The following is a 14,124-nucleotide window of genomic DNA, read 5'->3' on the forward strand; positions in this document are numbered from 1 at the left end:
GCGTGCCAGCGTTTATAACCTCATCAACAAACCCACCGGCAATATAGCCAAATGGCTATATGCACCGGTGGGTTCGTTATATGTGTGCTAGATGAGCTGGGGTAGCCTACTTAGCGGGGTAGGAGGGGACGTCGTAGCCGCCCATACGCTCCAGAACGCGAATCACCTGGCAGGAGTAACCGAACTCGTTGTCGTACCAGACGTAGACAATTGCGGAGTCATCGGTCACCACGGTAGCCAGCGAGTCCACAACACCCGCGGTGCGGGAACCCACGAAGTCGGTGGAAACAGCCTCGGGGGAATCCGAGTAGCCCACCTGGCGGCGCAGCTCGCCGTCGATGGACTCGCGGCGGAACAGCTCGTTCAGCTCCTCAGCGGAACCTGCGGGCTTGGTCAGCTTCACGTTCAGGATTGCCATGGAGACGTCCGGGGTGGGAACGCGGATAGCGTTACCGGTCAGCTTGCCTTCCAGCTGCGGCAGAGCCTTCGAAACAGCCTTCGCAGCACCGGTCTCGGTGATGACCATGTTCAGCACAGCGGAGCGGCCGCGGCGGTCACCCTTGTGGAAGTTGTCAATCAGGTTCTGATCGTTGGTGAACGCGTGGACGGTCTCAACGTGGCCGCGCTCAACACCGTATGCGTCATCCAGAACCTTCAGTGCCGGAGTGATCGCGTTGGTGGTGCAGGATGCTGCGGAGAGGATCTTGTCCTCATCGGTGATGACGTTGTCGTTCACGCCGAACACGATGTTCTTCATGTCGCCCTTACCGGGAGCGGTCAGCAGAACACGAGAAATGCCGGGGCGGTTCAGGTGCTGCTCAAGGCCCGGAACGTCGCGCCAGCGGCCGGTGTTGTCCACCAGCAGAGCGTCGTTGATGCCGTACTCGGTGTAGTCAACGGTGTTCGGGTCAGAGGAGTAAATGAAGCGAACCGGCACGCCGTTAGCGATGATGGTGCTGTTCTCTTCGTCTACCTCAATAACGCCCTTGAAGGGGCCGTGAACCGAGTCGCGCTCCAGCAGGGATGCACGCTTGACCAGGTCCTGATCGCCGTTCTTACGAACCACAACAGCGCGCAGGTTCAGGCCAGAACCCAGCGGCGAGGAGGAGCGCTCCAGCAGAATACGAGCCAGCAGGCGACCAATACGACCGAAGCCGTACAGCACAACGTCCTGCTCCTTGGGCTGGTCGCCCTGGTGGTTCACGGAGGAACCCAGCTGCTCGGGCAGCCACATGGACAGCTCAGGGGAGCCAGCCTCACGGTGTGCCTTGTGCAGAGCAGCAATGTTAATCGAGCACGCGCCCAGGTTCAGCTCAGCCAGGGCACGAACCAGCTCGAGGGAGTGCGCGGGGTTCAGGGGCGCACCATCGATGTGGGATACGAAATCGTGCAGCTTCAGCAGCTCAATGACAGACTTGTTGACCAGGCTGCGGCCGTGAATGCTCAGCACCACGCCGTTCTCGCGGTGCAGCTTACCGATGAGGGGGATCAGCTCCTCTGCGGTAGCCTCACGGTTAACCCAGGTAGCGGTTGCAGTCGTCACGTATGACCTTCTTCCTAACTTCGTCGTTGGAGGGTGGCGCGACGATGCTGTCGCGTCAATACCGTGCCGGGCGTTCAAAGACCCGGCGTCGGTTTAAGTCTAACCCGTGTGAACCCTTCCAGACCCTCAAAAATAGCGATATTGAAGCTAAAAGTCAGAAGAGACAGAAGGTAGTTTGGGAACCCACACGGTAAGCCAACACAAGCCCTCAAAAGGGAAAGTAAAACCACTTTAAATACCCACAAAAACGCACGTCATGACCCGGAAAACATGAGTAGAATTGAAACCATGTTGACTGTAATCGGTGAAGCACTCGTAGACGTCGTCCACCAGCACGACGGAGAAACCCGCGCCTACCCCGGCGGATCGCCCATGAACGTAGCCGTCGGCGCACGCCGCCTCGGCCACCCCACCAACTTCGTCGGCCACTACGGCCCCGACGCCTACGGCAAGAGCATTGACGAGCACCTGGAAGCATCCCAGGTGACCCTGCCCTTCGAGCACAGTGCTGAGCGCACCTCCGTCGCCCAGGCAACCATCGGTGCCGACGGCGCAGCAGAGTACGAATTCGACATCACCTGGTCCCTCGACTCCGTCGCCGAGAAGCTCACCGAACTGGCACGCACCTCCGATGCAGTACACACCGGCTCCATCGCCGCCATGCTCGAACCCGGCGCGCACGTGGTCGCCGCAGCCTTCGAAGCAGCCCGTGACAGTGCCCTGCTCAGCTACGACCCGAACTGCCGCCCCACCCTCATCCACAATGTTGATGAGGCCCGTGCCTGGGCTGAAAAGTTCGTGTCCCTCTCCACCGTCGTGAAGGCATCCGACGAGGACCTGCAGTGGCTCTACCCCGACCGCTCCCTCGACGACACCGCACGCGCATGGCTTGACCTCGGCGCCGAGCTGATGGTCATCACCCGCGGCGAGGACGGCCCCATCGCCTTCACCAAGAAGTACCCCGAGGGCATCAGCCAGCCCGCACACCGCGTTGAGGTTGCGGACACCGTCGGTGCCGGCGACTCCCTCATGGCGGCACTCATTGCGGGTCTGCTCGATCGCGGTATCGCCGGCGCTGAGGCGCGCACCAAGGTCGCCGCACTGACCGCCGAAGACATCGCCGACCTGCTGCGTTTCTCTGCAACCGCAGCCGGCATCACTGTCTCCCGCGCGGGCGCTAACCCGCCCACCCGCGAAGAACTCGACGCCGTACTCAACGGCTAAATAATCTACGCCTCGCCGGCGGATAGCTCACTCTGTCCGCCGGCGTCGCCATATCCACCCGCACCCCAACGCTGAGGAGCATCATGACCAACATCGGCACCGCACCCCTGCCCCGCGAACCCTACGCGGGCCTGCCCGAACTTCCCGAATTCACCCTGACCTCCACCGACGTTCAGGACGGCGGCACCGCCCCCGAATGGATGCGCTCCGCCCTCTTCGGCGTGGCAGGCGGCCAGGACCGCTCCCCGCAGCTGTCCTGGAGCGGCTTCCCCGAGGGCACCAAGTCCTTCGTGCTGACCTGCTTCGACCCGGATGCGCCGGTCCCCAGCGGCTTCTGGCACTGGACCGTCTCCAATATTCCCGCCAGCGTGACCAGCATTGACACTGGTGCGGATGCACCCGCCGGCGCCCTGACGCACCGCAACGACGCCGGTGTGGCGGGCTTCCTGGGTGCTGCCCCTCCGGCTGGTCACGGCCCGCACCGCTACATTTTCTGCGTCACCGCTGTGGATGTGGAGAAGCTCGATATTGACGAGAACGCCAGCCCCGCCGTTGTGAACTTTAACCTGCTCGGCCACGGTCTGGGTCGCGCGTTCCTGACCGTCACCTACGCGGAACCGGCGGCATAGCGGCGCACCGACATAGAGGCACACCGACATAGCGGCGCAGTCTCGCCAGTCCCGCGCTTTATCCAGCACCGATACACCCCACCACTGAAGGCAAACACTGCATGATTAAACTCATCGCCAGCGACCTGGACGGCACCCTCATCGGGCATGACTTCCGGTTCCGTCCGCGGACCCTGCGCGCCCTTGAGGCCGCCCGCGCCGCCGGAATCGATATCGTCTTCGTCACCGGACGCCCGAGCCGCTGGCTCACGCCCCTGCGTGAGCAGACCGACTTCGACTCCTACGCCATCTGCTCCAACGGTGCCGTGGTGTACCACCTGGGCGCGAACGAGGTGGAAGAAGTCAACGGCGCTGACCCGGCGGTGATTGCCCGTACTCACGAGCTGCTGGAACCCATGTTCCCCGACGCCACCTACACCCTCGAAACCGTGGACACCGTCTATATTCAGGGCCCGCACGAGGGCGGTGAGGTGCTTGAGGGTGCCCGCGTGGTGGAGGCGAAAATCACCGAGGCGCTCGAGCATATCGGCTCAACCCCGGTCATTAAGTACCTGATTCGGGTGCCCGGCATGGACCCGGATATTCTGCAGGCGCGCGTGCATCAGGCGGTGGGTTCGCTGGTGTCGGTGACCCGCGGTGTGGTTGGTGAGCCGCTCGTGGAGATGGGCTCGAAGACCGTGAATAAGGGGCGGATCTTGGAGAAGTTCGCGGCACGCCACGGCATTGAGGCGCACGAGGTGATGGCCTTTGGTGACATGCCGAATGACGCGGAGATGCTCTGCTGGGCGGGGGAGGGCTTCGCCATGGCCTCGGGCCAGCCGGCGCTTATTGCGAAGGTGGGTCGTACCTGCCCGTCCTTCCACGAGGACGGTGTGGCGCAGACGATTGAGGCGATGCTCGCCGAACGGTCCTAGCCGCCCAGCACTAGCTATTCAGCATGAGCGGTTGGGTGAGCCTCCGCAGACATAACAGACATAACTCAGACATAAACTTTTATGTCTACACATAAAAAATTTGAGTCTAGACATAAAAATTTATGTCTAGACTCAAATTTTTGTGTCTGATTTACATCTGATTTGTGTCTAAGCAGGGTGGCAGTTGTGTGTAATACCCAGAAGATGTAAAAGCGGCCCGGATGGAAACCAATCCATCCGGGCCGCTTTTCTTACAGCCTACGCCTCAGGAGAATCACTCCAGCGGGCGGTCGGGCGCCTAGTGCACCTCAGTGCTCTTCTCAGGGTCGAAGGGCTCCAGCGGGTCGCCAGCAGCCTTCGTGTACTTCGCGATGAAGGTCATCAGGTGGAAGATAATCAGGGTCGCAGCGGTACCCAGAGCAATACCGGCGAAGGACAGCTCACCGAAGGTCCAGGTGTAGTCCGCAATACCCACAATCAGCGCCACAGCGGCGGTGGTCAGGTTAATCTGGTTCGAGAAGTTCACGCGGTTCTCGCTCCAAATACGGGCACCGAGCATACCGATCATGCCGTACAGCACGGTTGCGGCACCGCCCAGAACACCCGCGGGAACGGTCGCAATTGCAGCACCGAATGCGGGGAACATGGACAGCGCAATCGCGAAGATAGCAGCCACCCAGTACGCCGCGGTGGAGTACACCTTGGTCGCAGCCATCACGCCGATGTTCTCAGCGTAGGTGGTGGTACCGGAACCGCCACCCATACCGGCAATCGTGGTTGCCAGGCCGTCCGCCATGAGGGCGCGGCCGGAGTAGTCGTCCAGGTTCTTGCCGCTCATCAGAGCAACAGACTTCACGTGGCCGATGTTCTCAGCCACGAGCACCAGAATCACGGGGATGAACAGGCCGGCGAGCTCCCAGTGGAACTCGGGGGTCTGGAAGTGCGGCAGACCGATGATGCCCTGAGTCTGCACAGCCGTATCAATCTTAGAGAAGTCGACCTCGCCGCGAATCACAGCGGTAATGTAGCCGATGCCCACACCCAGCAGGATGGACAGGCGGCCAATAATGCCCTTGAAAAGCACCGAAATCAGGATGATGGAGCACAGGGTCACCAATGCGGTCACCGGTGCCACCATGAAGTTGTCCTTAGCGCTCTTTGCCAGGTTGAAACCAATCAGCGCCACAATCGAACCGGTGACGACCGGGGGCATGAGCTTGGTGAGCCAGCCGGTGCCAGCGAACTGAACAATCAGACCGACCAGGAACAGCGCGATACCCGCCATGACGATACCGCCGAGGGCACCAGCGGGGCCGTGCGAGTTCATGGCAGCCGCCAGGGGCGCAATGAACGCAAACGAAGAACCCAGGTAGGAGGGGACGCGGCCGCGGGTAATCAGCAGGAACAGGACCGTGCCGATACCCGAGAAGAACAGGGTAGTTGCCGGAGGGAAGCCGGTAATAATCGGCACGAGGAAGGTTGCACCGAACATTGCGACCACGTGCTGCGCGCCGATGCCGATGGTAATCGGCCAGGCGAGGCGCTCGTTCGGGGCGACGAAGGAACCAGGCTTAATGCTTCGGCCATCGCCGTGAACCGACCAGTCAAAGCCGAGAAGTTTAGAGATGCTCAAAGGGGAGCTCCTGAGGTGAATGTGGTGGTGTATAAAATTCCACATAATTCTACGCGTATACAGGCGTAGGCCACAGCTAAACGGCTATAAATATGAGCAGGGATACGTTAATTTAGGGCGTATATTCCTTTATTGTGGGCACGGTATCCCGTATATAGCCCAGAATGCATCAATACCCCGTATATGCGGTTTAAGGCATATACGGGGTATTGATGCAAAGAGCGAATAAAAACACTCGCTACACACAGCTCATGAGCTTAGAGAGCGTCACGCAGGTTATCCAGGTGATCGTAACGTGCCAGCTCGTAACGCAGATGACCCTCGGTCGGCGACTGAACCGGCAGGAACGACGCCTCACGCAGGCGACGAGCAGTCGGGGACTCAGCCACGTAACCGGCGCCTCCAACAACCTGCAGCTCAAAGTGAGTAGCAATGGTCGCAAAGTGCGAAACACCCAGACGCAGGCTCAGCAGGTCACGACGCTCAGCACGCTCCGGCTCAGACGCCAGGCGAACCAGTTCCTCACGCAGGCTCTGGTACTCCGTCAGAATCAGCGGGAACTCCGGACGGAACACACCCTGGGAGACGTCCAGGTGCTTAGCAGCCTCCTGCAGGGCACCAGCGGCAAGACCCAGGCAGAACGAGGACTGAACCAGCAGGAACGGCGCGGTCACATCGCGCAGGAACGCCTCAATGTTGTCGCTGAGAATGTCCTCGCTCGGAACGAAAACGTCCTCGAACTTCAGGGTGCCGGACTCGGTACCGTTCAACGCCAGCAGGTTGCGGTGGTAGGCAATGCTCAGGCCCTCAACGTCCTGGCGGACCGTCACGATGTAGCGGTCCGGGTGACCCTCGGGGGCGTTCTGAACAGCCACCGGAAGAACGATCACGCCGCCCGGGTACAGGTTCGACGCCCACGACACGGAGCCGTTCAGCTTCAGGCCGCCCTCAACGAGGGTGCCCTCCACCTTGATTGGTGCCAGGCCCGAAGCTTCCTTGTACGCTGCCGCCATGGCGGTAGTGCCGCTGACGGTCGCATCCGCCAGGCCGGCGGGTAGCTCGCGACCCGTCGCGTCAAAGAACGCGATGGTCGAGCGGTGAGCCCACAGGGAGAACGCCGTGGAGGCGTCCTCGGTAGCAAGGTCGAAAGCCACCGAAACCTGGGGGACCAGGGAACCGCCGTCGCGACCCAGGGTAATCAGGCCGTCCTTAGCGATTTCGCGCAGGTTTTCGAAGGGGGAACGCTCGCCGCGGTCGACAGCATCTGCGTGGGTTCGGGCGAGGGCGAGCACCTGCTCGCGCTGGGGGTAGTCGTAGAGGGGTTCGAGGGTGAACTCGGACATGGGGTTTCTCCTAAGCGGGGAGCATCGCGTCTATGCGTGCAGCTTGAACAGTCGGTCGATGGGGGTGCTGACGGCCTTACGGGCGCGAACAACAGCTTCTTCGTCGGGTGCGTCGTAGAAGCAGAGGCACTTTGCGGTGTCTTCGCGAACGTAGGTGCGCAGGAAGGAAACCTCGGGTACTTCAGCGTACTTGGGGGCGTTTGCCTTCTTGCGGGTCAGGTACTGTTCCATGGTGATTTCTGCGGGGATGTCCCACTCAACCAGGTAGTCTGCGTCCTTCTTGAGCTTCTTGATGTCTTCGAGCTCTGCACCGACCAGGCGGACTGCGTCGGGGCCTGCGACGGTTGCGCGTTCACCGATTGCTGCGGTGAGGTCGGGACCGAATGCGGTGTTCTCAGCTTCGACGATGACGAAGACGATCTTGTGGTCTGCGGAGACCTGGGTTTCGATGAGCTCGGCGCCGTTGGTCAGGGACGAGTTGACGGTCTCGATGAGTGCGGTTGCTTCGTCCTTGGACGGCTGTGCGGGGGTCAGTTCTACCAGATAAAGTGCCATGATTTTCTCCTCGGCTAAGGGTTGGTGGGTCGTGTCGGAAGGGGTTTTCCGGCTCGTTCTGAATTCACCTTAGACCTGTGGTTGAAGACTGTCTAATAGATTTCTGTTCGTGGCTTAATGCGTCCTTTTTGACCCCGTGTTTCGTCATGTGTGTTCACGCGGAGACATAAATCGTCACAGTTCCGTGCAATGGAACCCGCCTGCGGCCGCGGAATTTTCGTGCGGGTTATCGAGCCCGCAGGTGCTTCTATCCGCGTCGTCCTGCTCGTGCCGCAAAGTCGTCGAGGGCACGGTTGAGGGCGGGGACAGTCCACACTTTTTGCCCCTGAATTTTGACGCGTTCTTCACGCAAGATCTGCAACTCCACCATGCGGTTGAGGAGGCGATACACACTAGCTCGGGATCCCTGCGTGTGCTCCTCCACCATGTGTGCGGTGAAGGCGGGCTCGGTGCAGCACAGATCGGTGAGGGAACGCAGGAGAGGGGTTTTACGCTGGGCAATGGACAGCACCTCATCGCGCAGGATTTCAATGTCTTGCGCCAGGATTTCTGCGTTGGTGATTGCCTTCTGCGTGGCGTCAATGAAGAGCTCGATGATGGGCTCGGCATCGCCTGCACGGTAGTCGGTGAGCGCCTGAATGTACCCTTCGGTATCGTGCAACAGCCCGGAGGAGACGGGCAGAATCACGTGGCGGGTGACGCCGCGGGCGAGCAGGAGCGCGGAGATGAGGGCGCGCCCGGTTCGGCCGTTGCCGTCGGTGAAGGGGTGGATCGTTTCAAATTGGGCGTGCGCGATAGCCGCCTGCGCGAGGGGGTCAATATCGCGGCGGTTCATGAAGGCTACAAGGTCTTCGAGGGCGGCAGGAACCCTCTCGTGATGCGGCGCTACGTAGTCGGCAGTTACCGGCGAATCACCCTTAATCCACACCCACTGGGTGCGGAGCATACCGGAGTCTTGCTGCAGGCCGCGGGTCAGCTCGCGGTGCATCGCGAGGATGTTATCGACGCTAATGTTTTCAGCAGTGTTCAGGGCTGCACGCATGGCGTGAACGTTGCGTGCCACCAGCTCAGCGTTAACGCCGACCTTCGACCCGCTTGCACCCAGGACAGCCAGTGAGAGCCTGCGTGCACTAACGGTGAGGTTTTCAATCTGCGAGCTGGAGGCGGATTCGCCGCGCAGAAGAACAGCGGAGAAGGGGATGCTGCCGATGTGGTGGAGCCGCTCATCGAAGCGGGTCATTGCGGTGGCGTTCTCCTGGAGGCGCGCTCGCAGTGCGGGGCTGAGTTCGACGTTGAGTTCGGCAATGGAGGCGGGTACGGCGCTGGAGAAGGTGCCGGAGTTGCGGCGCGTTGCGCGTCGGGAGGCGAGGGCGTCTCGGTGAACCCAGGGGTCTTGCGGCTCCCAATCAAGGGCGGGCCAGGTGATGGCTGAGGGCATGCTTCCTCCTCCTGAGTGTCGTCTTGCTGGTCGTGCGGGGGGGGGGGGGGTCTTAAGCAGGGTCTTAATAAGACAATACACTTCAATTTTCTTATTAAGGCGCTTAATAAGAAAATCCGCGCGGATTGTCTCATTAAGGAACATGCCCCGAACGCCCCTCCTGAACCTTCCCTCAGCATTCCGGGCTCCAGCGCTCCAGCCGCCGGGGCATACACCAGAGCATGCGCCGGGAACTTACGCCAGGGCATACAGCAAGGGCCCCGAACCCTTGGTAATTCAAGGATTCGGGGCCCTATTTACGCTAAGCCTATATGCGCCCGCCTACACGCTCACGCTGCCCGAAGCAGCGAGTCAGCAGTGCAGGCAACTTTGCGGTTACTTCACGCCGCGCATGAGCTTCTGGACCGGCTTGTGCACCAGGAACAGCAGCACACCGGTCGCGATGGTGATAATACCCATCCAGGTGAAGTAGGGAACCTCAGTTTCCATGCTGTAGAACTGAGCCAGCCAACCCGACAACACAGTACCCATTGCCACGGAGGTGAAGTACAGCGCCATCATGTTCACGCGGTGCGCCTTCGGCGCGAGCTTGGTCGCCAGCGAAATACCCACCGGGGAAATAATCAGCTCAGCGATGGTGCAGACGAACAGAATCAGCACAATCCAGCCGACGTTCACGCTCTGAACGCCCGCCTGAGCGAGGAAGATCCAGAACGCCAGGCCAATAATGATCAGCGCTGCGGAGAACTTCACGGTGGTCACCGGCTGACGCTCACCCCACTTGGTCCACAGGGCGGAGAACATCATGCCGAAGATAATGATGAAAATCGGGTTGATGGAGTTGACCAGGTTCGGGCTCAGCTCCATGCCCAGGATGTTCCAGTTGAGGCGCTCATCCGAGTACACCGCCATGACGGTGAATTGCTGCTGGTACAGTGCCCAGAACACGGCGTTTGCAATCCATAGAGGAATGAATGCGGTGACGCGGGAACGCTCATCAGCGGTGACGTCCTTAGCGCTCAGCAGCTGAGCGAACAGGGCGATAGCACCGATGAAGATGAAGCCCATGACCCAGTTCTTGAGGTTGTCTGCGGTCATCAGGCCGGTCGCCAGCAGAATACCGAGAATAACCACGATACCGACCAATGCCAGGAAGAAGTTACGCTTCTGAGCGGCGGTGAAGGGGGTGCCCACGTGGTGTACGGAGGCGGGCAGGTTCTTGCGGGTCAGCGAGTACTGGATCAGGCCAGCAGCCATACCGATAGCAGCCAGACCGAAGCCGAGGTGGAAACCGCCGGTGCTCCAGCCCCAACCGGTCAGGATCGGGCCAAGCAGTGCACCGGTGTTCACACCGATGTAGAAGATGGTGAAGCCTGCGTCGCGGCGGTGGTCGTTATCTGCGTAGAGGGAGCCGACGAGCACGGAGGCGTTACTCTTCAGACCGCCGGAGCCGATAGCGACCAGCAGCAGACCAATCACCACGCCGGGGATGCCGGGGATGAGGGAGAGGGAGATGTGACCCGCCATGATGCCGATGGCGGAGTAGAAGAGGGTACGCTCGGGGCCGAGGATGCGGTCACCGAGGATACCGCCAAGGATTGCCATGAGGTACACGACTGCACCGTACGCACCGATAACGCCGGTGGCGAGGGTCTGGTCGAGACCCAGGCCGCCCTTGTCGGCGGTGTAGTACAGGTAGTAGATCATGATGCCCTGCATGCCGTAGAAGGAGAAACGCTCCCACATTTCTACGGTGAACAGGTTCGCGAGCATGCGCGGGTGGCCGAAGAAGGTCTTGGTTTCCTTGGGTTCGGCACCTGTGATGGTGTGAGACATGGTGGAAATCTTTTCTGTCGAGCCCGGAATTCTATGTGACCCGGGCAATATGTATTTAAGTCTATACCCTTATGGGTGCATATGTATACATGAATGTGCTTGTATTACGGATGGTTACTTTATATGTAGTGCATGAAAAACCATTTCGATTTTTTCGTATGCATCATTTCCGAATCTCACAAACCCCCAAATACCGGGCTAGATGCGCCGCACACCCCCAACGCGATAGAGTGGAACCACAACTATGCCCACCCGGCACCCCGTCGTGCCGATCGGCTCATTTTTAATCATTTCAAAGGAGAACCCCATGACCGCTGTACCCCAGGTCGACCCCCGCGACGTTCCCGCAGGCGCAACCATCATCGACGTGCGTGAAGACTACGAGTGGGAGGGTGGCCACGCGACCGGCGCTAAGCACATCACCCTCGGCACCCTCACCGAGCGTCTGGCTGAGCTGCCCGCACCCGGTGAAGACTTCTACGTCATCTGCCACGGTGGCGGCCGTTCGAACCGCGCGGCAACCTTCCTGCGCGAGCACGGCTACGCCGCACACAACATTGCTGGCGGCACCAGCGCATGGTTCGCTGCCGGTTTGCCGATGACCAGCGAAAACGGCGAAGCACCCGCTGTCGTTCACTAAACCGCCAGTTCGTCTGCACGCCATACAATGGAGTCCGTGACTGAAACTTCCGCGGACCGTATTTTTTCTACCCCGAACGCTCCCGCTTCTGCGTCCCTTCATGCCCTGCCGAGTATTCTGCAGGGCATCCCGTGGGATGCGCAGACGCGGGAGCTTATCGTGCGCCCGCTTCCTTTCGCGGTGAACTGCGAGGACGCGTACCCGCTGCTGACCGGTGGCGCCAAGTATTCCTTCTGGCTGGATTCGGCGCGTGAAGAGTCGCCCATGTCGGTTGCCTCGTATGTGGGTGTGGTTCCGGCGCAGCTGTCGCCTCTGCGCGTGGATTCGGCGCGTGCGGCGGCTGAATCTGGCGCGGAAGACCCCTTCGCCCAGCTGGAGGCGGCGCTCGCCTGCGCACCGCGCGTGCACCCGGATGTCGCGGCGGCGACCGGTCTGCCCGCGGGTTTGCGTGGTGGTTACGTGGGCTATTTCGGCTATGAGGCGCGTGCCGCCATGGGCTTGGAGCACGGCCACCCGGTGCCGGGCTACCTGCCGGCGCATGAGGCGCCGACCCCGGATTCCCTGTGGTTGCCGGCGGTCCGCTACCTGGTGCATGAGCATGCCCGCCCGGGTGGTGCGGCGCGTAGCTGGCTGGTGGGCGACGAGCCGTGGTGTGAGGCGGCGGAGCGGCTGCTGAGCGCGGCGCTGACTGCGGCGGGGGAGTGCGCCTCCGAAAATACCCCGGTAAATACCCCCGTCAATAATCCCGTCAACGCCCCCGAGCTTACTGAGCCTCTGCTCTTCCCGGCGCCCGCCGCGGAAGCCTACATGGACGCCGTTCGCGCTAGCCAGCACGAAATCTACGAGGGTAACAGCTATGAGGTGTGCCTGACCGCGCAAACGAACGCGCGCATCCAGAATCCGAGCCCGGAGCTTTTCTTTGAGCTGTACCGCCGCCAGCGCGCCCACAATGCGGCGCCGTATGCGGCGTATCTGCGGTGCGGTGATTTTTCGGTGCTTTCTTCCTCGCCGGAGCGTTTTTTGAGTGTGGATGAGCAGCGCAACGCCCAGACGAAGCCGATTAAGGGCACGGTGCCGCGCGGCGCCACCCCGGAAGAAGATGCCGCGGCGGCGGCATGGTTGCGTACCGATGAGAAGACCCGCGCCGAGAACCTCATGATTGTGGATCTGCTGCGTAACGACCTGTCCACGGTGTCTGACCCGGCGTCCGTGCGCGTGCCCGTGCTTATGGGTGTGGAGAGCTATTCGACGGTGCATCAGCTGGTGTCTACGGTCAGTTCGCGTCTGCGTGAGGGAATTTCTGCGGTGACCGCCGCGCGGGCGTGCTTCCCGGGCGGTTCGATGACGGGTGCTCCGAAGCCTTCGACCATGCAGATTATTGAGGGTCTGGAGGGGCGCGCTCGCGGCGTGTATTCGGGTGCTCTGGGTTTTGTGTCGGCGGATGGTTCGGCGAACCTGTCGATTGTGATTCGCACGCTCGTGGCGCACGATGAGGGCACGGTGACTCTTGCCGCGGGTGGTGCTATCGTGGCTGATTCCGACCCGACCGCCGAGTATGAGGAGATGCTGACGAAGCTGCGCGCTGCGTTGCCGCCGTCGGTGGGTCGCGTGGTGGAATAACCTGGCGCTGGAATAGCACAGGGAATAGCCTGCGCCGCCTGCACGTGAGCCGCTACACTTGAACTATGACTAAGCTTTCTGAAAACCTCCCCATTGAAGAAGCCCGTGAACGCCTGCGCCAGCTGATTATGGAGCTGGCTGTGGTGCGCGGGCACGTGGTCCTCGCCTCCGGCAAGGAAGCCGACTACTACGTTGACCTGCGCCGCATCACCCTGCACCATGAGGCTTCTCGCCTGGTTGGTCAGGTCATGCTGGATCTGCTGGATAAGAACGGTATCGAGTTTGAGGCTGCTGGCGGCCTGACCATGGGTGCTGACCCGGTGGGTACCGCGATTATGCGTGCCGCTGGTGATCAGGACCGTCCGATTGACGCGTTTGTGGTGCGTAAGGCTCAGAAGTCTTACGGCATGGGCCGTCAGGTGGAGGGCCCGAGCGTTGAGGGTCGCCGCGTGGTTGCTGTTGAGGACACCTCCACGACCGGTGGTTCGGCGCTGACTGCTGTTGAGGCGCTGCGTAAGGCTGGCGCTGAGGTTGTGGCGGTTGCTGTGATTGTTGACCGTGCGACCGGCGCTAAGGAGCATGTGGAAGAGGTTGCGGGCGTCCCGTGCCTGTACGCGTACTCGAAGGACGAGCTGGGCCTGGACTAGTCTCTACTGGCTTGGACTAGGATCTCGTGAATTTTTAAGACGTTCCCGTTGCGGCGGGTGAACCCGTGCCGCTGGCTACTGTGTGTGGCTGGTGGTGCGGGT

The 14,124-nt window shown here is 61.1% G+C and carries 12 protein-coding genes; 6 read left to right on the forward strand and 6 right to left on the reverse strand.

What is annotated here, in order from left to right:
- Positions 1-106 precede the first annotated feature (106 nt).
- A complete protein-coding gene (locus tag ACP3RB_RS08400) occupies positions 107-1,543 on the reverse strand; it encodes a glyceraldehyde-3-phosphate dehydrogenase (RefSeq protein WP_044149993.1) in 1,437 nt (478 codons plus the stop codon).
- A 288-nt stretch (positions 1,544-1,831) separates the two neighbouring features.
- On the opposite strand from ACP3RB_RS08400, the gene ACP3RB_RS08405 reads away from it, so the two are divergent.
- The 3 genes from ACP3RB_RS08405 to ACP3RB_RS08415 all read left to right on the forward strand — a co-directional run bounded on the left by ACP3RB_RS08405 (position 1,832) and on the right by ACP3RB_RS08415 (position 4,310).
- The gene (locus ACP3RB_RS08405) at positions 1,832-2,767 is read left to right on the forward strand and encodes a carbohydrate kinase family protein (protein ID WP_426699029.1); all 936 of its coding nucleotides are present in this window, start codon (positions 1,832-1,834) and stop codon (positions 2,765-2,767) included.
- Positions 2,768-2,850: 83 nt separating this feature from the next.
- Positions 2,851-3,396: a YbhB/YbcL family Raf kinase inhibitor-like protein gene (locus ACP3RB_RS08410; protein ID WP_426699030.1), complete on the forward strand. Its 546-nt coding sequence runs from the start codon at positions 2,851-2,853 to the stop codon at positions 3,394-3,396.
- A 101-nt stretch (positions 3,397-3,497) separates the two neighbouring features.
- Complete coding sequence (locus ACP3RB_RS08415; RefSeq protein ID WP_426699031.1) at positions 3,498-4,310, forward strand: HAD-IIB family hydrolase; 813 nt, start codon at positions 3,498-3,500, stop codon at positions 4,308-4,310.
- Positions 4,311-4,608: 298 nt separating this feature from the next.
- Here the strand turns inward: ACP3RB_RS08415 and ACP3RB_RS08420 are convergent, their stop codons facing one another.
- The 5 genes from ACP3RB_RS08420 to ACP3RB_RS08440 all read right to left on the reverse strand — a co-directional run bounded on the left by ACP3RB_RS08420 (position 4,609) and on the right by ACP3RB_RS08440 (position 11,115).
- Entirely contained in the window at positions 4,609-5,943 is a 1,335-nt protein-coding gene (locus ACP3RB_RS08420) for a uracil-xanthine permease family protein (protein WP_294629845.1), read from the reverse strand.
- A gap of 257 nt (positions 5,944-6,200) precedes the next feature.
- Positions 6,201-7,286, reverse strand: coding sequence for an acyl-CoA dehydrogenase family protein (locus ACP3RB_RS08425; protein ID WP_426699032.1), 1,086 nt, complete (start codon positions 7,284-7,286; stop codon positions 6,201-6,203).
- A 30-nt stretch (positions 7,287-7,316) separates the two neighbouring features.
- Positions 7,317-7,841 carry a DUF4242 domain-containing protein gene (locus ACP3RB_RS08430; RefSeq protein WP_311473699.1) on the reverse strand — a complete coding sequence of 175 codons (525 nt, stop codon included), beginning with the start codon at positions 7,839-7,841 and terminating at the stop codon, positions 7,317-7,319.
- 247 nt (positions 7,842-8,088) lie between these two features.
- On the reverse strand, positions 8,089-9,279 hold the full coding sequence (locus ACP3RB_RS08435; RefSeq protein WP_426699033.1) for a Fic family protein: 1,191 nt from the start codon (positions 9,277-9,279) through the stop codon (positions 8,089-8,091).
- A 375-nt stretch (positions 9,280-9,654) separates the two neighbouring features.
- The gene (locus ACP3RB_RS08440) at positions 9,655-11,115 is read right to left on the reverse strand and encodes a peptide MFS transporter (RefSeq protein WP_314935307.1); all 1,461 of its coding nucleotides are present in this window, start codon (positions 11,113-11,115) and stop codon (positions 9,655-9,657) included.
- 307 nt (positions 11,116-11,422) lie between these two features.
- Here ACP3RB_RS08440 and ACP3RB_RS08445 point away from each other — a divergent pair, with 307 nt between their 5' ends.
- The 3 genes from ACP3RB_RS08445 to pyrE all read left to right on the forward strand — a co-directional run bounded on the left by ACP3RB_RS08445 (position 11,423) and on the right by pyrE (position 14,022).
- The gene (locus ACP3RB_RS08445; RefSeq protein ID WP_279754440.1) at positions 11,423-11,755 is read left to right on the forward strand and encodes a rhodanese-like domain-containing protein; all 333 of its coding nucleotides are present in this window, start codon (positions 11,423-11,425) and stop codon (positions 11,753-11,755) included.
- Positions 11,756-11,782: 27 nt separating this feature from the next.
- Positions 11,783-13,375, forward strand: a complete 1,593-nt coding sequence (locus ACP3RB_RS08450) for an anthranilate synthase component I family protein (protein ID WP_426699034.1) — start codon at positions 11,783-11,785, stop codon at positions 13,373-13,375.
- A 65-nt stretch (positions 13,376-13,440) separates the two neighbouring features.
- Positions 13,441-14,022 carry an orotate phosphoribosyltransferase gene (gene pyrE / locus ACP3RB_RS08455; RefSeq protein WP_314390475.1) on the forward strand — a complete coding sequence of 194 codons (582 nt, stop codon included), beginning with the start codon at positions 13,441-13,443 and terminating at the stop codon, positions 14,020-14,022.
- Positions 14,023-14,124 lie beyond the last annotated feature (102 nt).

The organism is Rothia mucilaginosa (assembly GCF_049990865.1).
GTDB classification, from domain to species: Bacteria; Actinomycetota; Actinomycetes; order Actinomycetales; family Micrococcaceae; genus Rothia; species Rothia mucilaginosa_I.

Excerpts from the sequence above, each read along its gene's own strand:
- ACP3RB_RS08410 (WP_426699030.1), top strand. The coding sequence starts at position 2,851 with ATGACCAACATCGGCACCGCACCCCTGCCCCGCGAACCCTACGCGGGC.
- ACP3RB_RS08425 (WP_426699032.1), bottom strand. The coding sequence starts at position 7,286 with ATGTCCGAGTTCACCCTCGAACCCCTCTACGACTACCCCCAGCGCGAG.
- ACP3RB_RS08445 (WP_279754440.1), top strand. The coding sequence starts at position 11,423 with ATGACCGCTGTACCCCAGGTCGACCCCCGCGACGTTCCCGCAGGCGCA.
- ACP3RB_RS08430 (WP_311473699.1), bottom strand. The coding sequence starts at position 7,841 with ATGGCACTTTATCTGGTAGAACTGACCCCCGCACAGCCGTCCAAGGAC.
- ACP3RB_RS08440 (WP_314935307.1), bottom strand. The coding sequence starts at position 11,115 with ATGTCTCACACCATCACAGGTGCCGAACCCAAGGAAACCAAGACCTTC.
- pyrE (WP_314390475.1), top strand. The coding sequence starts at position 13,441 with ATGACTAAGCTTTCTGAAAACCTCCCCATTGAAGAAGCCCGTGAACGC.
- ACP3RB_RS08415 (WP_426699031.1), top strand. The coding sequence starts at position 3,498 with ATGATTAAACTCATCGCCAGCGACCTGGACGGCACCCTCATCGGGCAT.
- ACP3RB_RS08435 (WP_426699033.1), bottom strand. The coding sequence starts at position 9,279 with ATGCCCTCAGCCATCACCTGGCCCGCCCTTGATTGGGAGCCGCAAGAC.
- ACP3RB_RS08450 (WP_426699034.1), top strand. The coding sequence starts at position 11,783 with ATGGAGTCCGTGACTGAAACTTCCGCGGACCGTATTTTTTCTACCCCG.
- ACP3RB_RS08405 (WP_426699029.1), top strand. The coding sequence starts at position 1,832 with ATGTTGACTGTAATCGGTGAAGCACTCGTAGACGTCGTCCACCAGCAC.